General features: G+C 28.4%; 20 protein-coding genes and 1 tRNA gene. 19 read left to right on the top strand and 2 right to left on the bottom strand.

Annotation, left to right across the window (positions count from 1 at the left end):
* Positions 1-576: 576 nt before the first annotated feature.
* A complete protein-coding gene (locus MBORA_RS00455) occupies positions 577-3291 on the top strand; it encodes a valine--tRNA ligase (protein ID WP_042692943.1) in 2715 nt (904 codons plus the stop codon).
* 310 nt (positions 3292-3601) lie between these two features.
* Complete coding sequence (locus MBORA_RS00460; RefSeq protein ID WP_042692941.1) at positions 3602-4384, top strand: class I SAM-dependent methyltransferase; 783 nt, start codon at positions 3602-3604, stop codon at positions 4382-4384.
* A gap of 184 nt (positions 4385-4568) precedes the next feature.
* Here the strand turns inward: MBORA_RS00460 and MBORA_RS10455 are convergent, their stop codons facing one another.
* Positions 4569-4724: a PH domain-containing protein gene (locus MBORA_RS10455; RefSeq protein WP_157944498.1), complete on the bottom strand. Its 156-nt coding sequence runs from the start codon at positions 4722-4724 to the stop codon at positions 4569-4571.
* A gap of 209 nt (positions 4725-4933) precedes the next feature.
* On the opposite strand from MBORA_RS10455, the gene aroA reads away from it, so the two are divergent.
* The 15 genes from aroA (at position 4934) to MBORA_RS00540 (ending at position 18937) form a co-directional block, all read left to right on the top strand.
* Positions 4934-6250, top strand: a complete 1317-nt coding sequence (aroA, locus tag MBORA_RS00470) for a 3-phosphoshikimate 1-carboxyvinyltransferase (RefSeq protein ID WP_042692938.1) — start codon at positions 4934-4936, stop codon at positions 6248-6250.
* Positions 6250-6873 (top strand): endonuclease III, encoded by a 624-nt coding sequence (nth, locus tag MBORA_RS00475; protein ID WP_042692936.1) that lies wholly within the window; start codon positions 6250-6252, stop codon positions 6871-6873. The genes aroA and nth overlap by 1 nt, the downstream gene beginning before the upstream one ends.
* Positions 6874-6963: 90 nt before the next feature.
* Positions 6964-7911, top strand: coding sequence for a cysteine synthase A (gene cysK, locus MBORA_RS00480; RefSeq protein ID WP_063720079.1), 948 nt, complete (start codon positions 6964-6966; stop codon positions 7909-7911).
* Positions 7912-7984: 73 nt separating this feature from the next.
* A complete protein-coding gene (cysE, locus tag MBORA_RS00485) occupies positions 7985-8683 on the top strand; it encodes a serine O-acetyltransferase (protein ID WP_042692933.1) in 699 nt (232 codons plus the stop codon).
* An 11-nt stretch (positions 8684-8694) separates the two neighbouring features.
* A complete protein-coding gene (locus MBORA_RS00490) occupies positions 8695-9069 on the top strand; it encodes a transcriptional regulator (protein ID WP_042692930.1) in 375 nt (124 codons plus the stop codon).
* A gap of 68 nt (positions 9070-9137) precedes the next feature.
* Positions 9138-9209, top strand: a tRNA-Cys gene (locus tag MBORA_RS00495).
* Positions 9210-9240: 31 nt separating this feature from the next.
* Complete coding sequence (cysS, locus tag MBORA_RS00500; RefSeq protein ID WP_042692929.1) at positions 9241-10581, top strand: cysteine--tRNA ligase; 1341 nt, start codon at positions 9241-9243, stop codon at positions 10579-10581.
* Positions 10582-10862: 281 nt separating this feature from the next.
* On the top strand, positions 10863-12161 hold the full coding sequence (locus tag MBORA_RS00505) for an O-acetylhomoserine aminocarboxypropyltransferase/cysteine synthase family protein (protein ID WP_042692924.1): 1299 nt from the start codon (positions 10863-10865) through the stop codon (positions 12159-12161).
* 39 nt (positions 12162-12200) lie between these two features.
* Positions 12201-13385, top strand: coding sequence for a cysteine desulfurase family protein (locus tag MBORA_RS00510; protein ID WP_042692922.1), 1185 nt, complete (start codon positions 12201-12203; stop codon positions 13383-13385).
* 12 nt (positions 13386-13397) lie between these two features.
* Positions 13398-13769 (top strand): Fe-S cluster assembly scaffold protein NifU, encoded by a 372-nt coding sequence (nifU, locus tag MBORA_RS00515; protein WP_042692916.1) that lies wholly within the window; start codon positions 13398-13400, stop codon positions 13767-13769.
* Positions 13770-13825: 56 nt separating this feature from the next.
* The gene (locus MBORA_RS00520; protein ID WP_106787312.1) at positions 13826-14200 is read left to right on the top strand and encodes a desulfoferrodoxin family protein; all 375 of its coding nucleotides are present in this window, start codon (positions 13826-13828) and stop codon (positions 14198-14200) included.
* Positions 14201-14278: 78 nt separating this feature from the next.
* Positions 14279-14779 (top strand): hypothetical protein, encoded by a 501-nt coding sequence (locus tag MBORA_RS00525; RefSeq protein WP_052331795.1) that lies wholly within the window; start codon positions 14279-14281, stop codon positions 14777-14779.
* A 16-nt stretch (positions 14780-14795) separates the two neighbouring features.
* Positions 14796-17054, top strand: a complete 2259-nt coding sequence (locus MBORA_RS00530; protein ID WP_042693286.1) for a DHH family phosphoesterase — start codon at positions 14796-14798, stop codon at positions 17052-17054.
* Positions 17055-17066: 12 nt separating this feature from the next.
* On the top strand, positions 17067-17954 hold the full coding sequence (locus MBORA_RS00535; protein WP_063720080.1) for a zinc-ribbon domain-containing protein: 888 nt from the start codon (positions 17067-17069) through the stop codon (positions 17952-17954).
* Between the two features lie 8 nt (positions 17955-17962).
* Positions 17963-18937, top strand: a complete 975-nt coding sequence (locus MBORA_RS00540; RefSeq protein ID WP_063720081.1) for a zinc ribbon domain-containing protein — start codon at positions 17963-17965, stop codon at positions 18935-18937.
* Position 18938: 1 nt separating this feature from the next.
* Here MBORA_RS00540 and MBORA_RS00545 read toward each other — a convergent pair whose 3' ends face one another.
* Complete coding sequence (locus tag MBORA_RS00545) at positions 18939-19220, bottom strand: winged helix-turn-helix domain-containing protein (RefSeq protein ID WP_042692911.1); 282 nt, start codon at positions 19218-19220, stop codon at positions 18939-18941.
* 430 nt (positions 19221-19650) lie between these two features.
* On the opposite strand from MBORA_RS00545, the gene rnp3 reads away from it, so the two are divergent.
* Together rnp3 and MBORA_RS00555 are read left to right on the top strand one after the other, a co-directional pair.
* Complete coding sequence (gene rnp3 / locus MBORA_RS00550) at positions 19651-20355, top strand: ribonuclease P protein component 3 (protein WP_042692908.1); 705 nt, start codon at positions 19651-19653, stop codon at positions 20353-20355.
* Positions 20345-20701 carry an Rpp14/Pop5 family protein gene (locus tag MBORA_RS00555; RefSeq protein WP_042692903.1) on the top strand — a complete coding sequence of 119 codons (357 nt, stop codon included), beginning with the start codon at positions 20345-20347 and terminating at the stop codon, positions 20699-20701. Before rnp3 ends, MBORA_RS00555 begins: the two co-directional genes overlap by 11 nt.
* The last annotated feature ends 142 nt before the right edge of the window (positions 20702-20843 follow it).

Consider the following 20843-nt stretch of genomic DNA (forward strand, 5'->3'; position numbering starts at 1 on the left):
TTTTATTCAGAATAATACATTTTTAACAAACAATATATTAAACAAATAAAAATAACAAATATTCATTGGAAATTAGTTAGTATTTAACTACTAAATTAAAAAAGAAGCTAAATTCACATGAAAAAAATAATATAATTATGAAAATGAACACTATTTAAAAAATAGTATAAAAACAGAAGAAAAAATAAACATTAATTAAAACTCAATAATTTCTGCCAACACTCATTTAATTTTACTTTTTATTTTAATAGATATCTAAGTTTTACTTTTTTTTACAATTTTGTAATTTATTACAACATTTATTTTAGTTGTTTAATTGAAAAGCAATAATATGATTGAAAAAAATAAAAATGAATAGATAGATAATAATTTAATTTTTTAGTTATAAAAGCTTTTTTTTCTAAATAATTCGTTTAAACTTCTATGAATAACTTTTGACAACTGTTCATTGTATTAATTGAATAATAATAAGTTTAAATTAATATTTTAATAAAATGTTTATATGCTTAGTTTTTTAAATAATAAATGACATATTTAGTAATATTATTTTTATATAATTATTTTAGGAGAAAATATATGGCAAATGAGAATATTCCTAAGGACTATGACATTAAAAAAGAAAAATTTTGGGAGCAAAAGTGGCAGGATGGTGATGTTTACAAATTTATTGGAGATGGAACCAGACCGAGATATGTAATTGATACTCCTCCACCTTACCCAACAGGTTCTATTCATTTAGGTCATGTTTTAAATTGGGTTTATATTGATATGAATGCGAGATACAGAAGATTAAAAGGTATGGATGTTTTATTCACTCAAGGATGGGACTGTCATGGACTTCCTACCGAAGTAAAAGTAGAAGAAACTCACAATATTAAAAAAAATGATGTTTCAAGAGCTAAATTCAGAGAATTCTGTATTGAACTTACTACTGAAAATATAGCTAAAATGAAAAAGCAAATGAAAGCTATGGGTTTTTCACAAGATTGGAGTCGTGAATTTATAACAATGACTCCTGAGTATATGAAAAGAACTCAATATTCATTTTTACAAATGTATGATGATGATTTAATTTATCAAGGTATTCACCCTGTAAATTGGTGTCCTCGTTGTGAAACAGCTATTGCATTTGCTGAAGTAGAATATGGTGATAATGAAACTTATTTAAACTATGTTAATTTTCCACCTGCAGCTGAAAGTTTTTATAAAGATATAAAAACTTCTAAAGAGTCTGGTAAACAAGCAAATCCTAAAGAAAAAGGGATTATAATTGCTACTACAAGGCCAGAATTAATGTCTGCATGTGTAGGTCTTGTAATTCATCCAGATGATGGAAGATATTCTCATTTACTTGGCAAATATGTGGAGGTTCCTCTTTCTCATCAAAAAGTTAAAATCATTGCTGATGAAGAAGTGGATCCTGAGTTTGGTACTGGTGCTGTAATGGTTTGTACCTTTGGGGATAAAACAGATGTAACATGGGTAAATAAACATGGACTTGAAATTATTGATGCAATTGATGAAACAGGTCATTTAACCTCTGCTGCTGGAAGATATGACGGTTTAGATTTACAAACTGCAAAAATAAAAACTATTGAAGATTTAAAATCTGAAGAATATCTCTTAAAACAAGAAAAAGTAGAACAAAATGTTGGGCAATGTTGGAGATGCAAAACCCCTATAGAGATTCTTGTTAAAAAGCAATGGTTTGTAGCAGTTAATAAATTAATAGAGCAAACAAAAGAAGCTGCAGAAGAGATGAATTGGGTTCCAGAACATATGAAAAGTCGTATGATTAATTGGGCAGATTCCATGGAATGGGACTGGTGTATTTCAAGACAAAGGTTATTTGCAACTCCAATTCCAGTATGGTACTGTAAAGATTGTGGTAAAATCATTTTACCTGAAATAGAAGATTTACCAGTAGATCCTACTCAAGATAAACCTAAACACACTTGTGAATGTGGTTGTGAAGAATTTATTCCAGAAGAAGATGTTTTAGATACATGGATGGATTCATCTGTTTCACCACTTTCTATTGCAGATTGGCCTAATAAAGGTTTTGAAGATATTTTTCCATCTAATATTCGTCCACAAGGTCATGATATTATTCGTACATGGGCATTTTATACAACTCTTAGATGTCTTGCCTTAACTGGTAAAAAGCCATTTGATGATATTGTAATAAATGGGATGGTATTTGGTGAAGATGGATATAAAATGAGTAAATCCAGAGGAAATGTAATTGGTCCGGAAGATGTAATTGCTAAGTATGGTGCAGATTCTCTAAGAACATGGGCAGCTAATAGTGTTCCAGGTTCTGATGTAATGTTTGATTGGAAAGACATTAAGCATGGTTATAGATTCCTTAGAAAATTCTGGAATGCATTTAGATTTATTAGCATGCAAATATTTGATGAGGAAGTTCCATATGATGAAGCTAAAGATTCATTTGGAGCAATGGATAAATGGATTTTAGCTAAATTAAACAAATTAAACATTAAAGTAGATAATGCATTTGCTAATTATGAATATGCAGATACAATATCCTCAATTGAGAAATTTGTATGGCACGATTTCTGTGATGAGTATATTGAAGCTGTTAAATACAGATTGTACAATGATGATGTTGGTGATAAGTCAAGACGTGCAGCTAAATACACTCTTAGATGTGTAATTGAAACTTCACTTAAATTCTTATCTCCAATTGTACCGTTCTTTGCAGAAGAAGTTTACCAACACTTTTCTGATACATCAATTCATAAAGAATCATGGCCAGAAGTTAATGAATCATTATTGAATGATGTAGCTGTTGAAAATGGAGATTTAACTGTTGATTTGATTGATGAAGTAAGAAGATTTAAATCAGCTTCTAAAATCCCTCTTAATGCCCGATTAGCTGAAGTAAATGTATATACTTCTGATGAAAAATTAATTGATGTATTTAATGAATTTAATGAAGATATTTTAGGAACTTTAAAGATTGATGAGTTATCTGTTAAAACAGGAAGACCTGAAGTGCATGAAAAAATCATTGAAATCGAAGGGGAAATGTCTCAAATTGGACCTAAATTTAAAAAAGATGCAGGTAAAATCATAGGATATCTTAAATCAACTCCAATTGATGAAATTGCAGAAAATTTAAACATTAATGGTCAATTAGATATAAATGGGCTAATTGTTGATGAATCTATGCTGAATATTAAAAAAGATATTGTAGGCGCTTCTGGTAAAAAAATAGATATATTACAATCTGAAACTCTTGATATTATTGTTGAAGTAATTAGATAATTACTTTAATACTTTTTTTAATTTTGTCTAATCATATTTTATCTACCAAATAAAAAAAATATTTCTTTTTATTTTTTGCAGTTAGTAGTATACATTTAAAGTAGGAATTTTCCTCGGTGTTTGCTAGTAGGTTCGTCTCTAAAATAATTATCACTGTTTAAATACTCATTTTTTTCATATTTATTCATAATTGAAAAATGATCGTGGTTGTGAATTTAAACAAAATTTTTATTGTTAACCCTATTAAAATTAGGTATAGCTAAATTTTTATATAAGCTTTATTTATATTATATTAAATAAAGGTGATAATTTGAATAAGGTTGATTATGGAAATTGGGTTTCTGCATTTATGATGAAAACAATTATTGTTCTTTCATCGATTTTTTTTATACTATTGGTTTTAAGTGTCTTATTTTTAAAAATACAAGTGATTAGTATTATTTTAGCTATAATATTTGTTGTAAGTTTGGCATTTACTATTTATATGAAAATATGTAGAAATCTTTTAGATTTTGAAAAAGGTGGGTTGATGGGTAAAATTCATCAAGATGTTGTGAACCATTTAGAATGGGATGGTGAAGGTGAGCTTTTAGATATTGGTTGTGGGTCAGGAGCTTTATCCATATGTTGTGCAAAAAGATTTTCTAATTCAAAAGTAACTGGAATTGATTATTGGGGGACTGAATGGAGTTTTGCAAAGGAACAATGTGAAAATAATGCAATGTTAGAAGGAGTTTCTAGTCGAACTAACTTTGTAAAAGGGGATGCAGCTAATCTAGATTTTGAATCTGAAAGCTTTGATGCAGCTATAAGTAATTTTGTTTTCCATGAAGTTAGAAGTGCTAAGGACAAACGGGACGTAGTAAGAGAAGCTTTAAGAATTCTTAAAAAAGGAGGTTCATTTTGCTTTCAAGATTTATTTTCTCAAAAAAAGCTTTATGGGGATATGAACGAATTCTGTGAAGAATTAAAACAAAGTGGAATTGAAGAAATTCACTACATTGCAAACACAGAGAATAACGAGTTTATTCCAAGTTATATTAAATTACCTTGGATGATTAAGAATGTAGGAATGATTTATGGTAAAAAATAAAAATTAAAAGTAGGGATTACTCTTATATTAAATAATGTTCTTTTACAAGATGAACAATTCTTCTGCTTGTGTTTTTGGAACTTTAAATGATGTTGGCTCATTCACATATCCATATTTAACAAGAATAACTGTTTTGTGATCTACATTTATTTTTGTATCTACATCTATCAGAGATCAAGCAGTTTCAAGAAATTGTTTTAATAATTTCAATGGAAGATTTAACTTCAACTTTTTTATCAGTTAAGCCTTGTACAGCAATTACATAAATTCCAAGTGTTGTTAAAACAATTGAATCTCTGAAAAATGTAAATGATTGTATGATTTCTTCGTCTGGAAACAAATATTCGTTTATTATACTTATATCTCCACATGCATAGGCATGACCTGCAATTTTATCTAATAATCCCTAGTTTCACCTATTTTTTGATAGTAATATTTTTTTACATTAATTTAACTATATTTTTTTTGCTTGCTTTACAATTTTTTTAAGATTTTTCTTGTCATAGTTAACTATATTTATTAATTTTTAATAAATAATAAAATGATAAAATGATTCTTAAGGTAAAAAATGTTTCCAATATTGGAGGTATTGTAAAAGCACCACCATCTAAAAGTTATTCTCATAGAGCTATTATTTTAGCTAGTTTAGCTAATGGTACTTCAAAATTATATAATTTACTTTTTTCTGGAGATACTCAAGCGTCTATTGATGTTTGTAAAGCTTTAGGAGCTAAAATTACAAAACATGATGATTACTTAGAAGTTGTTGGAACATCTGCTAAACTTCATAATTCAAAAACACATGCAATTGATTTAGCTAATTCTGGAACTACTTTAAGATTAATGACAAGTGTAGCTAGTTTATCAGATAATGATGTTATTTTAACTGGGGATGAATCCTTACAAAGTAGGCCAATGGGTCTTTTAATGGATGCCTTAATACCTTTAGGAATCACTACTAAATCTTTAAACAATAATGATAAGGCACCAATTTTAATAAAACCAGGTTATGTTGGTGGAGATACTAATATTTTAGGCAGTATAAGTTCACAATTCATATCATCAATTATAATCTCAGCACCACTTTCAGACAAGGGTGTAACTTTATTTGTTCTTCCTGAATTTAAATCAAAGCCTTATGTTGATATGACTATTGATATAATGAAAAAATTTGGGGTAAATATTTTAAAGGGATATTATTTAAAACATGAATCTTGTAATAAAGAATTTAAGAGTTGTAGAATTGATGAGTTTGTAATTAAAAAACAAGATTATATGGCTTGTGATTATATTGTAGAAGGAGATTATTCATCTGCATCATATTTGCTTGCCTGTGTAGCCATTGGTGGAGGTAATGCTAAAATTTTAAACCTATTTAAAAGTTCTAAACAAGGGGATAAATTAATTTTAGATATACTTGAAAAAATGGGTGTTGAGATTAATCGATATGATGACTATGTTGAAATTTCATCTGATAGTAATTTAAAAGCTGTTGATGTTGATTTATCAAATGCTCCAGATTTATTAGTTACAGTAGCTGTTCTTGCCGCAATGGCTAATGGAACATCTAATATTACTGGAGTTAAACATACAAGAGTTAAAGAGACAGATAGGATTGACACTACTTGTCGTGAACTTGAAAAATTAGGTTGTAAATTAGTTGAATATGAGGGTGGAATGTCCATTACAGGTGGAGTTAACTCTGGTGTTGTGGATTCCCATGGGGATCATAGATTAGCTATGGCGTTTTCATTAATTGGACTTAAAAATGAAATTGAAATTAAGAATGGAGAAGTATTTGATGTATCATTCCCTAATTTCATAGATACAATGGCAAAAATTGGTTTTAATTTAGAGTTGATATGATGAATAAAAAAGAAAGAGTAGTTAAACTTATTGAATATTTAGAGGGTATTTTTAAAATTAGAGTCTTTTTAGATAAAGACCCATATAAAGTTTTAGTTAGAACAATTTTATCTCAAAGAACAAGAGATGAAAATACAGACCAAGCTACAAATAATTTATTTAACAAATATAAAGATATCTATGAGATTGTTGATGCACCAATTGAGGATGTTCAAAAATTAATTAAACCTGCAGGTTTTTATCGTGTAAAGGCAGGAAGGATTCAAGAAGTTTCTCAAATCTTAATAGATCAATATGGTGGTGAAGTTCCAAATACTTTAGAAGAGCTTGTAGAACTTCCAGGAGTAGGTCGTAAAACTGCAAATTGTGTTTTAGTATTTGCATTTGAACTTCCAGCTATTCCAGTTGATACTCATGTTCATAGAATTTCAAATAGGCTGGGTTTGGTTGATACAAAAACTCCTGATCAAACTGAGGGGGAACTTACAAAAATTGTGCCTCGTCACTTATGGATTAAATTAAATGATTTAATGGTTCAATTTGGACAAAATATCTGCAAACCAACTTCACCTCAATGTGAAATTTGTCCTTGTACAGATATTTGTGATTATTTTAATGAATAATTTATTTTACATGACTAATAAGATAGTATTATATGATTGGTATAACACATGTTATATTAAAAATTAATGAAAAAAATAGGAGATGCAAATATGGTAAATATACCTGAATTAAAAAGAGGAGTGCTTGATAGTGTGGTTGATGCAATTGGAAACACTCCTATTGTAAGATTAAATAATTTAACTAGAAATCTAAATGCTGAAGTTGATGTAAAAATGGAATCATTTAACCCAACAGGAAGTGTCAAAGATCGTGTAGCTGTTTCAATGATTGAAGATGCTGAAAAAAGGGGTCTTTTAGATAAGGATTCTGTTATTATTGAACCTACAAGTGGAAATACGGGTATTGGACTTGGTTTTGCAGCAGCAGCTAAGGGTTATAGGTTAATTTTAATAATGCCTGAAACAATGTCTATTGAAAGAAGAAAATTATTAGCTATTTTTGGGGCTGAAATTGTTTTAACACCCGGTGGTGATGGAATGAGTGGAGCTATTGAAAAAGCAGATGAAATTGAAAAAAAAACTCCTGGTGGAATAATATTACACCAATTTGACAATCCTGCCAATGTTGATATTCACTCTAAAACAACTGCTAAAGAAATTTTAAGAGATACCGATGGAAATGTTGATATTGTTGTTGCAGGTGTTGGGACTGGAGGAACTATTACAGGAATAGGTAAACTATTGAAAAAAGAATTGCCTAATGTTAAAATTGTTGCAGTAGAACCAAAGGACTCCCAAACATTAGCTAAAGGTGAAAAAGGACCGCATAAAATTCAGGGTATTGGTGCAGGATTTACTCCGTCGATTTATGAGGATAGTGTAATTGATGAGATTATTCCAGTAGCTAATGAAGATGCAGGTAAAACATTAGTTAATTTAGCTAAAAAAGAAGGAATCTTTGCTGGAATTTCATCTGGTGCAGCTACATGGGCAGCATTAGAATTAGCTAAACGTGAAGAAAATGGAGGTAAAAGAATAATCGCAATCTTACCAGATAATGGAGAAAGATATTTGTCTGTTGATTGGTTATTCGATTAAATCTTAAAATATATAAGCAAGATATTATAAAAGTTTTAATGAAGCAAGGGTTATAATGTTTTGAGGTTTATAAATGTTTAACAGGTTGAGAAGTGAAATACAGGCTATAAAAGACAAAGATCCAGCTGCACGGAATACATTAGAAATATTTTTGTGTTATCCTGGATTTTATGCAATATTGATTCATAGACTTAGTCATTTTTTATGGAATCATTCTCTAAAGTTATTAGCTAGGGTTATTTCAACTATATCTAGATTTCTTACAGGTATTGAAATTCATCCTGGAGCAAAATTTGGTAAATGTGTATTTATAGATCACGGTATGGGTGTTGTCGTTGGTGAAACAGCTATTGTTGAAGACGATGTTTTAATTTATCAGGGTGTTATTCTTGGTGGGACTAGTACTCAAAAAACTAAAAGACATCCAACAATTAAAAAAGGAGCTATTATTGGTGCAGGAGCTAAAATAATGGGAAACATTACTGTTGGTGAATATTCTAAAATCGGAACTGGAGCTGTTGTACTTAAAGATGTTCCTCCTGAATCTACTTGTGTGGGGGTTCCAGGAAGAATTGTTAAAAGAAAACATAAACGTACTAAAAGAGTTGATCTTGATCACAATAAACTTCCCGACCCTGTTGCAGATGCTATTAAAACTCTTTCAGAGCATCTTGAGAAGAATGAGGAATGTATTAAGATTTTACTTGATAAAAACAAATTATGTTCGCCTGATGAATATAATGATGAATTAGATGATTTATTGAATAAGTAGAAGGATTTAAAATGAAACCACCTTGTGAAATCATTGTATGGTATGTAATTCCTGCTATTCGTTCAGAACTAGCAAAAGAATTATTAAAATTAGGAATGAAGCAAAAAGAAGTTTCTGAACTTATGGATATAACTCAGCCGGCAGTATCTCAATATATTACTGATAAACGTGGTAGTGGTATTTGTTTAAAAGATAATGTTAAAGGAATGATTCATGGATTTGCTAAAGACTTATATGAAGGTAATGCATCTAAAATTGATTTAGTTCCTAGAGTTTGTAAGATTTGTAAAAAAGTAGAAACTACTGATGTTTTAGAGCAATTAGGTATTGATAAGTCCGATTTAGGTGAAGATTGTCAATCTTGTTTGGGTTCTGAAGTCGATTAAAATATTGTCGATATGGTAAGTTTTATATACTACAAATGACTATATTTTATTATACTTTTATTTTACATGGCAAGTTGACCGAGCGGCTCAGGTGCGTGGCTGCAGACCATGATACAGGGGTTCAAATCCCTTACTTGCCTTTATAACTATCTTTTTTTGAGGTTATTTTTTATGGATATTTATTCAACTTTAACTCGTAATAAAGAGGAATTTAAAACAATTAATAAAAATAGAGTTAACTTATTTGTTTGTGGTCCTACTGTTTATGATGATGCACATATTGGGCATGGAAGAACTTATATTTCTTTTGATACAATAAAACGATATCTTGACTATAAAGGCTATGCAGTATTTTATATTCAAAATATTACTGATATTGATGATAAAATTATTAAAAGATCAAAAGAAAGTGGAATCCCTGCTGCAGATATAGCTAAAAAGTTTGAAAAACGTTATATTGAAGATATGCATAAATTAAATGTTAATAGTGTTAATTTATTTGCAAGAGCTACTGATCATATTGATGAAATTATTGACCAAATTCAAAGATTAATTGATAAAGGTTTTGCTTATGAAAGTGAAGATGGAGTTTACTTTGAAATTGATAAATTTCCAGAATTTGGAAAATTATCTAATCGCAATATTGAGGAATTAGAATCTCATAGGAATATTGCTGATGTTAATAAAAAGAATCAAAATGATTTTGCATTATGGAAAAAACGTGAAGGGGTAGATGAACCAGTTTGGAATTCTCCATGGGGTGATGGAAGACCTGGTTGGCATATTGAAGATACTGCTATTACTGAATACTATTTTGGTCCACAATATGATGTTCATGGTGGAGGTCTCGACTTAATTTTCCCACATCACGAAGCAGAAATTACTCAAATGGAAGCAGTAAGTGGAAAATCTCCAATGGTTAAATTTTGGTTACATACTGGATTTTTAAATGTTTCTGGAGAAAAAATGTCAAAATCTCTTAATAACTTTATAACCATTCGTGATTTACTTGAAAATTATGAAGCTGACACATTTAGATTTTTTGTTCTTTCAACTCATTATAGAAGTCCAATTGATTTTTCAAAAGATTCACTTCATCAATCTGAAAAAAGTTTAGAAAAAATTAAAAAATTCTACACACAACTTCTTGATGTAGATGGGGTTTGTGAATCTGAAATGGAAGCTTTAAAAATATCTAAAAAGGAATTTTTTGAAAGTATGGATGATGATTTTAATACTCCAAAGGCTATTGCATCTATTTTTGAGTTAATTAGCTCTTCTAAAAAAGAAGATTTATCTAATAATGATAAAGTTGCAATTAGAAAATTTTTAGACGATGTTTCTTATATTTTAGGAATTGATTTTACTTTAAAAGATGTTGAATCTTCTTCTTGTGATTTATTTGATTTAATTTTAAAAGTTAGGGGAGAATTAAGATCTATAAAGCAATATGATTTATCTGATAAAATTAGAGATGACCTACAAAAGTTAGGTTATGAGATAAATGATTAAGAGATTTTTATCTCTTCTTTTTTATTACTAAACATTTATATATTAAATTCAACAATGATAATAATATAACAATGGTTATATTTTTTTAATTTTTCTCCAAATTAAAAATTTTTATTTTTTAAAAAATAACTATTGTTATATTTTACAAAGATATATATTATGAAGACTATTTGTATTCAATAATAAGAATACAAAATTACTTTATCAATTAATTGATAATAAAACTGGTTTTTAAATATATGGGCATGTAATTTAAATAAATTAATGTTAGGTGATTATTAATGGAACAAAATAAGAAATACGGATTATCAACATTAGGTGTACGTGCGGGGCAAGAACCAGATCCATTTACAGGAACTCAAGCAGTTCCAATTTATCAAACAAGTTCTTACGTATTTAAAGATGCTGATGAAGCTGCTAGGAGATTTGCTCTACAAGAATTTGGTTCAATTTATTCAAGGCTTACTAATCCCACTACAGAAGTATTTGAAAATAGGATTGCTGCTATTGAAGGAGGAAATTCAGGACTTGGAACTGCAAGTGGTCTTGCGGCAATATTTTATGCATTACTAAATGTTACCAGTCCTGGAGATAATTTCATATCAGCAAATAATCTTTATGGTGGGACATATCAATTATTCAACTATACTTTCAAAGATTTAGCAAGGGAGGTAAAGTTTGTTGATTCACAAGATTTGAAAGCTTTTGAGGATGCAATTGATGATAAAACTAAAGCCATATATGTGGAATCAATTGGAAATCCTAAATTAGATGTTCCTGATTTTGAAAGTTTAGCTGGAATTGCACACAAAAATAACATTCCACTAATCGTAGATAATACATTAGGGGTTGGTTTAGTTCAACCATTAACTCATGGAGCAGATGTAATTGCAGCTTCAGCAACAAAATATGTTGGAGGTCATGGAACTGCAGTTGGTGGGTATATTGTAGATTCAGGTAAATTCAATTGGGGTAATGGTAAATTTTCACAATTCACTGAACCAGACCCAAGTTATCATGGATTAGTATTTTGGGAGGCTTTTGGTGATGTGGAAGGTCTTGGAAACATTGCTTTTACTTTAAGAATAAGGGCAAGACTACTACGTGATTTAGGAGCAACACAAGCACCAACGCATAGCTTTATATTTTTACAAGGTCTTGAAAGTTTAAATGTAAGAGTTTTAAGACATTCTGAAAATGCACTTAAAATTGCAAAATTCTTAGAGTCTCACCCTAAAGTTAATTGGGTAAGTTATCCTGGTTTAGAATCTCATCCGACTTATGAAAATAATAAAAAATACTTAAAAGGAAATTATTCTGGTATTATAGGATTTAGTGTTAAAGGAGGCGAAAAAGCTGGTAAAAAGGTTATTAATAACTTAAAATTATTTTCACTTTTAGCTAATGTAGGTGATGCTAAAAGTTTAGCAATTCATCCAGCAAGCACTACTCATCAACAACTTACACTAGAAGAACAAGCGTCAACTGGAGTAACACCAGATTTTATTAGACTTTCTATAGGTTTAGAAGATGTTGAAGATTTAATTGATGATTTAAATGAAGCTTTAGATTTAATTTAAATAAATTTTTTTAATTATTAAATTATGGAGATGATATTATTGTATTTAGATAACTCAGCAACTACTGAAATTAGCAAAGAAGTTTTAAGTGCAATGGAACCTTATTTAAAAGAAAATTTTGGAAATCCATCTACTCTTTATTCAATTGGTCGGGAATCAAAAAAAGCTTTAGAATTAGCTAGAAAACAAGTAGCCGATTCAATTAATGCTAAAACGGATGAAATAATTTTTACTAGTGGTGGATCAGAATCTGATAATTTAGCTATTAAAGGAATAGCTTTTAAATTAAAATCAAAAGGAAATCATATTATTACTACTGAAATTGAACATCCAGCTGTTAAGGAGACTTTACATTTTCTTGAATCCTTAGATTTTAATGTTACTTATTTGCCAGTTTATGAAAATGGTGTTATTAAAGTTGAAGACTTAAAAGAAGCAATTACTCCTGAAACAATTTTAATTACAATTATGCATGCTAATAATGAAATTGGTACAATTCAACCAATTGAGGAGATAGGAAAATTAGCTCGTGAAAACAATATTATTTTCCATAGTGATGCAGTTCAAAGTTTTGGAAAAATTGATATTGATGTTGAAAAATTAAATGTTGACCTTTTATCTTTATCTTCACATAAAATAAATGGACCAATGGGTGTTGGAGCATTATATACTAAAAAAGGTGTTAGATTAGTTCCACTTATTCATGGTGGAGGTCAAGAAAGAGGAATTAGGTCAGGAACTGAAAATGTTCCAGGCATTGTTGGATTTGCTAAGGCTTGTGAGCTAGCTAACAATAATTTAAATGAGAAACAAGAAAAATTAGTGGCTATTCGTGATGAAATTATTGAAAAAGTTTTAGATAAAATTCCTGAATCCTATTTAAATGGAGATAAAGAGATTAGATTACCAAATCTTATTAATTTCAGATTTAGAGCAATTGAAGGGGAATCTTTAGTACTTCTCTTAGATTCAAAAGGTTACCAAACTTCAACTGGATCCGCATGTTCATCTAAAAATTTAGAATCGTCTCCAGTATTGACTGCTTTAGGTTTAGATCCAGTAGACGTACATGGTTCTTTAAGAATTTCACTTTCACCAAATTCCAATGAATTTGATATTGATGAATTTGTAGATGCCATTGCTGGGGCTGTTGAGACTTTAAGAAAAATGTCTCCTTTATGGAATCAAAAATTAGATTATAATAGAATTGTAGGTAGAAAATAAGGAGTGGATATTATGGATTATAGTGAAAAAGTAATGGATCATTTTGCAAACCCTAGAAATTGTAAAAAAATGGAAAATCCTGATGGTGTAGGTAGTGTTGGTAATCCAACATGTGGGGATTTGATGACAATTTATATTAAAGTTAAAGATGATGTAATTTCTGATATTACGTTTCAGACGTTTGGTTGTGGAGCAGCAATTGCAACTAGTAGTATGATTACAGAAATGGCTGTTGGAAAAACACTGGATGAAGCTTTAAAAATATCTAGAAATGATGTTGCTGAAGAGATAGGGGGTCTTCCTCCTATTAAGATGCATTGCTCTAATTTGGCGGCTGATGGTCTTCAAGCAGCAATTAAAGATTACTATGATAAGAATCAATAATTATTTAAACATTTAATATAAAACCTATAATCATAATTTTATATGGAGATGTATATATGGCAAAAATTATTAAATGTGATACATGTGGAAGTTTTGTTCTTCCTTTAGTAAAAGGTGATGGGGAATCTTGTGATTCTCACATGATTTTAATGGAAGCTCAAACAGAAGGGGATAAAGCAGCTAAACACAAACCTGTTGTTGAAATTGATGGGGATAATGTTACTGTAAAAATAGGTGAAATACAACATCCTGCTGATGAAGATCATTTCATTCAATTTGTAATTGTAGAGGCTGGTAGTGAATTATTTATTAAATGCTTTAAGCCGGGTGAAACACCGGAAGCTACTTTCACTATTGGTTCTGATAAAATCAATGAAGGCATTGTTGCATATGAATTATGTAACCTTCATGGTCTTTGGTCTAGCGAATAAATTAAGATTTAATTAAATCTTAATATTTTCTTTTTTTATAAAAATGTTTAATAATATGTTTGTATATACTTTTAAATTGTGTCAAGTTATACTAAATTAGTAATTTTTATTTTAGTTTTACTTTTAATTTCTGCCGGAATTATTTTTTTAGACAGTTCTGTAGATACTATAAACAAATCCATACCAAGTATTAATGAGGATATTGAAAAGGGTAATGATGATTATAATGATGCAGTAGAACTACTTAATAATAAAAATTATACTGGAGCAATGAATAAAGCTACTTCAGCAAGTAATTATTATAATAGTAGCTTAAAAAAATTATCTGATGTAAAAAGTAATTTTAATAATGATATCAATAATGTCCATAAAAGTTATATAAATGCTGCTTATAAGGAAGTACAAATAAAAATTAAGGCAATAAACTCTTTAACAATGGCTATTAATTATTATGAGGATCATTATAATTCAACAGGTAATACATATGCTTTAGAAGCTAATGATTATATGAATGAATCTTTACAATATCAAGATTCGAGAAATCAACTTGTTAGTGAAAATCCTAATTTATTTAAATGATGTTTGGAGCTATGAAATGAAAGAAAAATGTCCAAAATGTAAAGGTTTAGGTTCTATTGTTGTGGACTACAAAGAATGCAATGCTTGCGGCGGAACTGGTTATGAGGATTCTTTTGATGTAGGAAATCATTTTAAAGGTGTTAATAATAATGCAAGAGCTAAATTTGATTTAGGCTCTGAGCAAGATATTCCATGTGAAGTATGTAATGGAAAGGGTCAAGTTGAAGTTTATGAGGATTGTCCACATTGTAATGGGAGTGGAGAGATAAATATTTGTCGTGATTGTGGAAAGCATATTGATAATAAACATGATTTATGTCTTGATTGTAAGAAAAAAAGGGATGAAGATAAAATGAAACGAGATGCAAGGATAGCTAAAGAAAATGAGACAAAAGATGTATTTATATTAGATCCTATTTGTGAAATGAGGGATATGGATAAAGATAAATTATATAAAGGTAAAATTACAAGAGTTGAAAAATATGGTGCTTTTGTTACTTTAAATAATAATGTTTGGGGTCTTATGAGGGGAGATGTCTCTGATTATAAAGTTGGAGATGAAGTTATCGTATTTATTACATCTATTAAACCAAGGGAAAGAAAAATAGACTTTGCACCTACTTATGTTAAAAATTATCAAATTAAAAAATTAACCAAAAATATTTCCAGAACTTTAATTGGTGATTTAGAGAATAATATGGGTAAATTAGTCCGTATTGATGGTGAAGTTATGCAAATCCAACAAACCTCCGGACCAACTATTTTTACAATTAATGATGAAAGTGGAGTTACTTGGGTTGCTGCATTTGATAAAGCGGGAGAACGAGCTTTTCCTGATATTAATGTTGGGGATGCAATTGAAGTTTTAGGTGATGTTAACGAGCATGGTGGAAAAACACAAATTGAGTCACAGTCAATACTAAAACTTACTGAAGAAAGTTCTATAAGATTACATAAAGCAATTGATGTTGCATTAAATGAAAGAGCTGAACCTGAAGATGTAGAATTTTTAGTTAAAAGTGATGTTTTAAACAGACTTAAACCTAAGATGAGAGAAGCTGCTTGCAAAATTAGAAGAGCTATTCTTGATGGAAGAACAATTTTACTTAGACATCATAATGATGCTGATGGTATTTGTTCTGGAGTTGCTATGGAAAAAGCTATAATTCCATTAATTGAAATGACAAATCCAAGTAATGATGCTCAATATTATTACTTTAAAAGGTCTCCAAGTAAAGCTCCTTTTTATGAACTAGAAGATGTTGTTAAAGATTTATCTTTTGCTCTTGAAGATCAAGAAAGGCATGGTCAGAAATTACCATTAATCGTACTTTTAGATAATGGATCTACTGAAGAAGATATTACAGCTTTAATGCAAGCTAAAATTTATGATATTGAAGTTGTTGTAATTGATCACCATTATCCTGGAGAATTAATTACAAAAGATGAAAGAAATGGTGAAATTTATTCAGCAACAGTAGCAGTAGATGAGTATGTTGATACTCATGTGAATCCATATCTGGTTGGTGGAGACTCTCAACTAACTGCAGGAGCGTTGGCATGTGAAGTTGCACATATTATAAATCCGTCTGTTAAAGAATTAATAAAACATCTTCCAGCGGTTGCAGCATTAGGGGATCGTGCTGAATGTGGTGAGGTATATCAATACTTGCAATTAGCTAAAGATAAAGGATTTAATAAAGAAGATTTAGCTAAAATAGCTGAATGTGTTGATTTTGAAGCTTATTTCTTGAGGTTCATGAATGGAAGAGGAATAATGGATACAATTTTAGCTGTTGATAATTTAGATAAGCATGAAAAAATGGTTAATGCATTATATAATGAATATCTTAAACGAGTTGATACTCAACTTAAAGCGGCTCTTCCAAATATTAAACAAACACAATTTGAAAATGGAATTTATTTTAATATGATTGATGTTGAGAAATTTGCACATAAATTTACATTCCCAGCTCCAGGTAAAACTTGTGGTTTTGTTCATGATGATGTAATTAAGAAGTTAGGTGAAGATAAAGCTATTGTAACATTAGGTCATGGTCCAGATTTTGGTGTATTTAGGGCCACTGATTCAGTAAATGAACAATATGGGTTTAATGTTAATGATATTGTTTCTATTTTGGCTGAAAGGATTCCTTCTGCAGGTATTGATGGAGGAGGTCATGAATGTGCAGGTTCTATTAAATATATTGAAGGACTTGGAGAGGAAGTGTTATCTGAAATTGTTCGTGAAATAAAAGAGATGACTAAAATTTAGTAATGGATTGAAATGGTTTTAGAAAACTTTTGTAAGAACTGTGGTAAAAGAATACTTCCAAATCAACCATACTGTCCTAACTGTGGTAATCGGACTTCTTATAATGATATGGATAGTGAGTATATTTTAACAATTCCAATTCATAATATTGGTTTTTTTAATTTTGACATTGATTTTTCACCATATATTAATAACATTAGAAGAAATTTTAAATATGAAATATGTGGATGTGGTTTTTTAAATGAAAAATCAAATGATTTTTGTCCAATGTGTGGGACTAAAAGAGTAAATAATAGATTTTATAATCTTTTCAAACCAAAAAGAGATAAAAATTATTTAGACAATGTTTTATGTGATTGTGGAACAATTAATTCAAAAGAAAATTCTTTTTGTGAAAATTGTGGTAATCAATTAAAAAAGGATGAAATTCATACTTTTAATAATAATTATAGTAATTTCAATATAGAATTTGATGAGAGTGTTTTTTGTTTTTGCGGACAAGAAAATGAAAAAAATGCATTGTTTTGTACAAAATGTGGTCGTCCAATTAAAAGTTGTGGTAAAAATGATGATCTGAATATATTATGTGCTTGTTCTACTTTAAATGAAATAACTTCCGATTATTGTATTGGTTGTGGTGCTGATTTAAAAAAGGAAAATGTTAAAATTAGTTGTGTTTGTGGCACATTAAATGATATTAATGATAGTTTTTGTATATCATGTAATAGGCCATTAAATCCTCAGAGACTTATTAAATCAAGAGTTATTTGTAGTTGTGGTCAAATTCTTGATTTTAAAGATGATTATTGCATTTCTTGTGGTAAAAATATAAAACGGGCTATTGAAAAGAGAAATATATTATTTAATACTGTAAATAATATCAAGGGATTATTTAGGTAAGTGATTTAATGAAAACCTGTGATATATGTGGTACTTTAAATTTCAATGATAATAACTATTGCACTTTTTGTGGAAATAAAATAGCTATAGAAAACATTTGTCCATTTTGTAATAAATTAAATTCAGATACTGCAACTCATTGTAGTTATTGTAAAGAGCAAATTAAACCTGTTGCTATTGATTCATTTGATAAACTATTCACAGATTATAATAAAAGTCTAATAGCTAATTTTGAGATTTTTGATGACGATTATTATAATATCTTAAACGATGTATTTAAAAGAATAGAATTCAGCGATATTCATGGAAATACCATTAAAGAAAAAGTATTATCATTAGCGAATTTGTTTGCTCATTGTGAAACTAAATCAAAGGGTTATGAGAGAGGATTTAGTTTTGGAAATGTTATTTATTATGATGATCGTCTTGATGATTCGATTCAAATAGCTACAATTATTCATGAATTATCTCATTTTTTATTGTTTAGAATTATTGAAGAATTGATGTGTGAGATTTTAGGAGTAAAATCAACATCTGTTTTACAAAGTTTCATTTGGTTTTTTTTGTCTAATGGTGAAATTAGTGTTATGAATGAGTATTGTGCTCACACAGTTGAAGGAAGATTTATACCATATGGTTATCAGAATTATGCATCGTTTAATAGTTTAATTGAAAATATTGAAATGAAAGATATTACTTTAAAAAAGATGATAGTTATAGGCAATTCATTTGCTAATGAAATTATATTATTTTTAGAGAATTATATTAATAAAGATTTAAGAGATTCAATAAAATTACAATATAAACGGGATTTAAATCATCCTAAACATGATTCAATAATATTGGAAACAGCTGAATGTTTAGAATTGAATATAAAAAATAAGTTGTTAGTTAATGATTTATTTAAGAAATTTGAAATTGCATCACAAGAAATATGTAAGGAAGAATTAGACTTTATTAGGGATGGGTTGGAAAAACATTAATTTATTCATCACCTTCTTGGATGCTATCTAAAATGTCTTTACCAGTATCTGTTAGTCTATATAATCTTCCTTTACGTGCTTCTTCATTAATACATTCAACGATTTCTTTGCTTTTTAATTCGCTTAGTACTTTTGAAATATGATTAGTTCTAATACCACTATCTTTAGCTATAACAGTAGGTATTTTAACTTCATCACCAATGGATTTTAATGTTTTTTCACGATACTTGGAAATAGTTACATATGAGGTTAATTTCAAAAGTTCATCGCCTTCTCTTTTCATATTATCTACTCTATTTTTTTTATATAAAATATTTTACAACTTTTTAGATGTATTTTAAACACATGAAATAACACATGTTTACATAAAAGTATTAATTTTGTAAATTTAATAGTCTTATAATAGTTAAGACTTGTTCATTATATTTAAATCTTTTTTTTATTTTACTTATCCAAATAAATTCTTGAAACATTGCAAATTTTCAATATAATTCTTTCATTCAATATTTTATCATCTTATTTTAGAAATTAATATATTTTAAAACGATTTTGATTTAATTATATTAAAATTAAATATTATGATATTATTTAGTTTAAAATTAGCTTATTAATATTATTTAAATCAAAAGTATTGTTATTTATCAATAATTTTTGTTTATTTAACTGTTGTAGTTTAATAAAATTTAATAATTATAAAACTTAAAGATTTTAATATGTTTTTTGATTTAAATATTAAAGGGAGTAGTTATGAAGATAATTTAGAACTAGCTAATGAAGCCTTTAAATATGGATGGGAACATGTAAATTTTTCATATAATCAAAATAACTTTTCTGATGCATTGCATTATAAAGATGATTTATTAGAGGAATTTTCGGATAAAATTGATTATACATTAGAAATTAAATCAAATAATGTTGGTGAAGTTCGTAAAATTGCTAATAAATTTAGAAATAAAGTTTCTTGTATTTCAGTTTTAGGTGGAGATTTAAAAGTTAATAGAGCTACATTAGAGAATATTCAGATAGATATTTTATCAAGACCTTATTTAAAAAGATATGATAGTGGTATTAACCATGTACTAGCTAAAGAAGCTTTTAAAAATAATGTGGCTATTGAAATTTCTTTTGTGGATGCATTAAAAACTTATTCGACCCATAGATCAAAAGTTTTATCTAATTTTAAAGATATTTATACTTTGTATCGTAAATTTAAGTTTCCTTTAATTTTATCTTCTCATGCTGAATCTATCATGGATATACGCACACCACAAGATTTCAAATCTTTTTTTATTCAAACAGGTTTAACTTCTGATGAAGTTGATAATTGTAATAATAGTGCGCTAAATATATTGGAATTTAATAAAAATAGAAAAAATTTGATTTTGAAAGGTGTTAGGAGGGTTAATGATGAAGCTTAAAATATTACCTCCAACACTTAGAAAGAATAATAGATATCTTGTTGTTGATATTAAAATCGATTCACAAATTAATAAAGATGAAATTGTTTCAATTATTTGGAATGCTTGTATTCATTTTTGTGGTGAATTAAATGCTGCTGATTTTAATTTGTGGGTAATGAGATTCTTTAAATTAAATAAAATTGGAAATTATTATAATTATAAAGCTGTTGTAAGATGTCAAAGAGGATATGAGCAGGAAGTTCGTTCTTCAATTGCATTAGTTAATAAAGTCAATGGTAAAAAAATAGCAATGACTACAATTGCTTTATCCGGTACTATTAATGGAGCACTTAAATTTATTTAATAACTTTTTGTTATTTTAAAATAGAAAACTTTATTAATAATATTTTTATATATAATTAATTGGATATATGGAAAAGAAATAAAAAATAATTTAATTAGATTTTAAATAATTAAAATTATATACATTTTCACGGGAGAAAATG

The organism is Methanobrevibacter oralis (assembly GCF_001639275.1).
Classification (GTDB): domain Archaea; phylum Methanobacteriota; class Methanobacteria; order Methanobacteriales; family Methanobacteriaceae; genus Methanocatella; species Methanocatella oralis.

Coding starts and splice junctions, on each gene's coding strand:
- MBORA_RS00455 (WP_042692943.1), top strand. CDS start 577: ATGGCAAATGAGAATATTCCTAAGGACTATGACATTAAAAAAGAAAAA.
- aroA (WP_042692938.1), top strand. CDS start 4,934: ATGATTCTTAAGGTAAAAAATGTTTCCAATATTGGAGGTATTGTAAAA.
- nth (WP_042692936.1), top strand. CDS start 6,250: ATGAATAAAAAAGAAAGAGTAGTTAAACTTATTGAATATTTAGAGGGT.
- cysK (WP_063720079.1), top strand. CDS start 6,964: ATGGTAAATATACCTGAATTAAAAAGAGGAGTGCTTGATAGTGTGGTT.
- cysE (WP_042692933.1), top strand. CDS start 7,985: ATGTTTAACAGGTTGAGAAGTGAAATACAGGCTATAAAAGACAAAGAT.
- MBORA_RS00490 (WP_042692930.1), top strand. CDS start 8,695: ATGAAACCACCTTGTGAAATCATTGTATGGTATGTAATTCCTGCTATT.
- cysS (WP_042692929.1), top strand. CDS start 9,241: ATGGATATTTATTCAACTTTAACTCGTAATAAAGAGGAATTTAAAACA.
- MBORA_RS00505 (WP_042692924.1), top strand. CDS start 10,863: ATGGAACAAAATAAGAAATACGGATTATCAACATTAGGTGTACGTGCG.
- nifU (WP_042692916.1), top strand. CDS start 13,398: ATGGATTATAGTGAAAAAGTAATGGATCATTTTGCAAACCCTAGAAAT.
- MBORA_RS00520 (WP_106787312.1), top strand. CDS start 13,826: ATGGCAAAAATTATTAAATGTGATACATGTGGAAGTTTTGTTCTTCCT.
- MBORA_RS00530 (WP_042693286.1), top strand. CDS start 14,796: ATGAAAGAAAAATGTCCAAAATGTAAAGGTTTAGGTTCTATTGTTGTG.
- MBORA_RS00535 (WP_063720080.1), top strand. CDS start 17,067: ATGGTTTTAGAAAACTTTTGTAAGAACTGTGGTAAAAGAATACTTCCA.
- MBORA_RS00540 (WP_063720081.1), top strand. CDS start 17,963: ATGAAAACCTGTGATATATGTGGTACTTTAAATTTCAATGATAATAAC.
- MBORA_RS00545 (WP_042692911.1), bottom strand. CDS start 19,220: ATGAAAAGAGAAGGCGATGAACTTTTGAAATTAACCTCATATGTAACT.
- rnp3 (WP_042692908.1), top strand. CDS start 19,651: ATGTTTTTTGATTTAAATATTAAAGGGAGTAGTTATGAAGATAATTTA.
- MBORA_RS00555 (WP_042692903.1), top strand. CDS start 20,345: ATGAAGCTTAAAATATTACCTCCAACACTTAGAAAGAATAATAGATAT.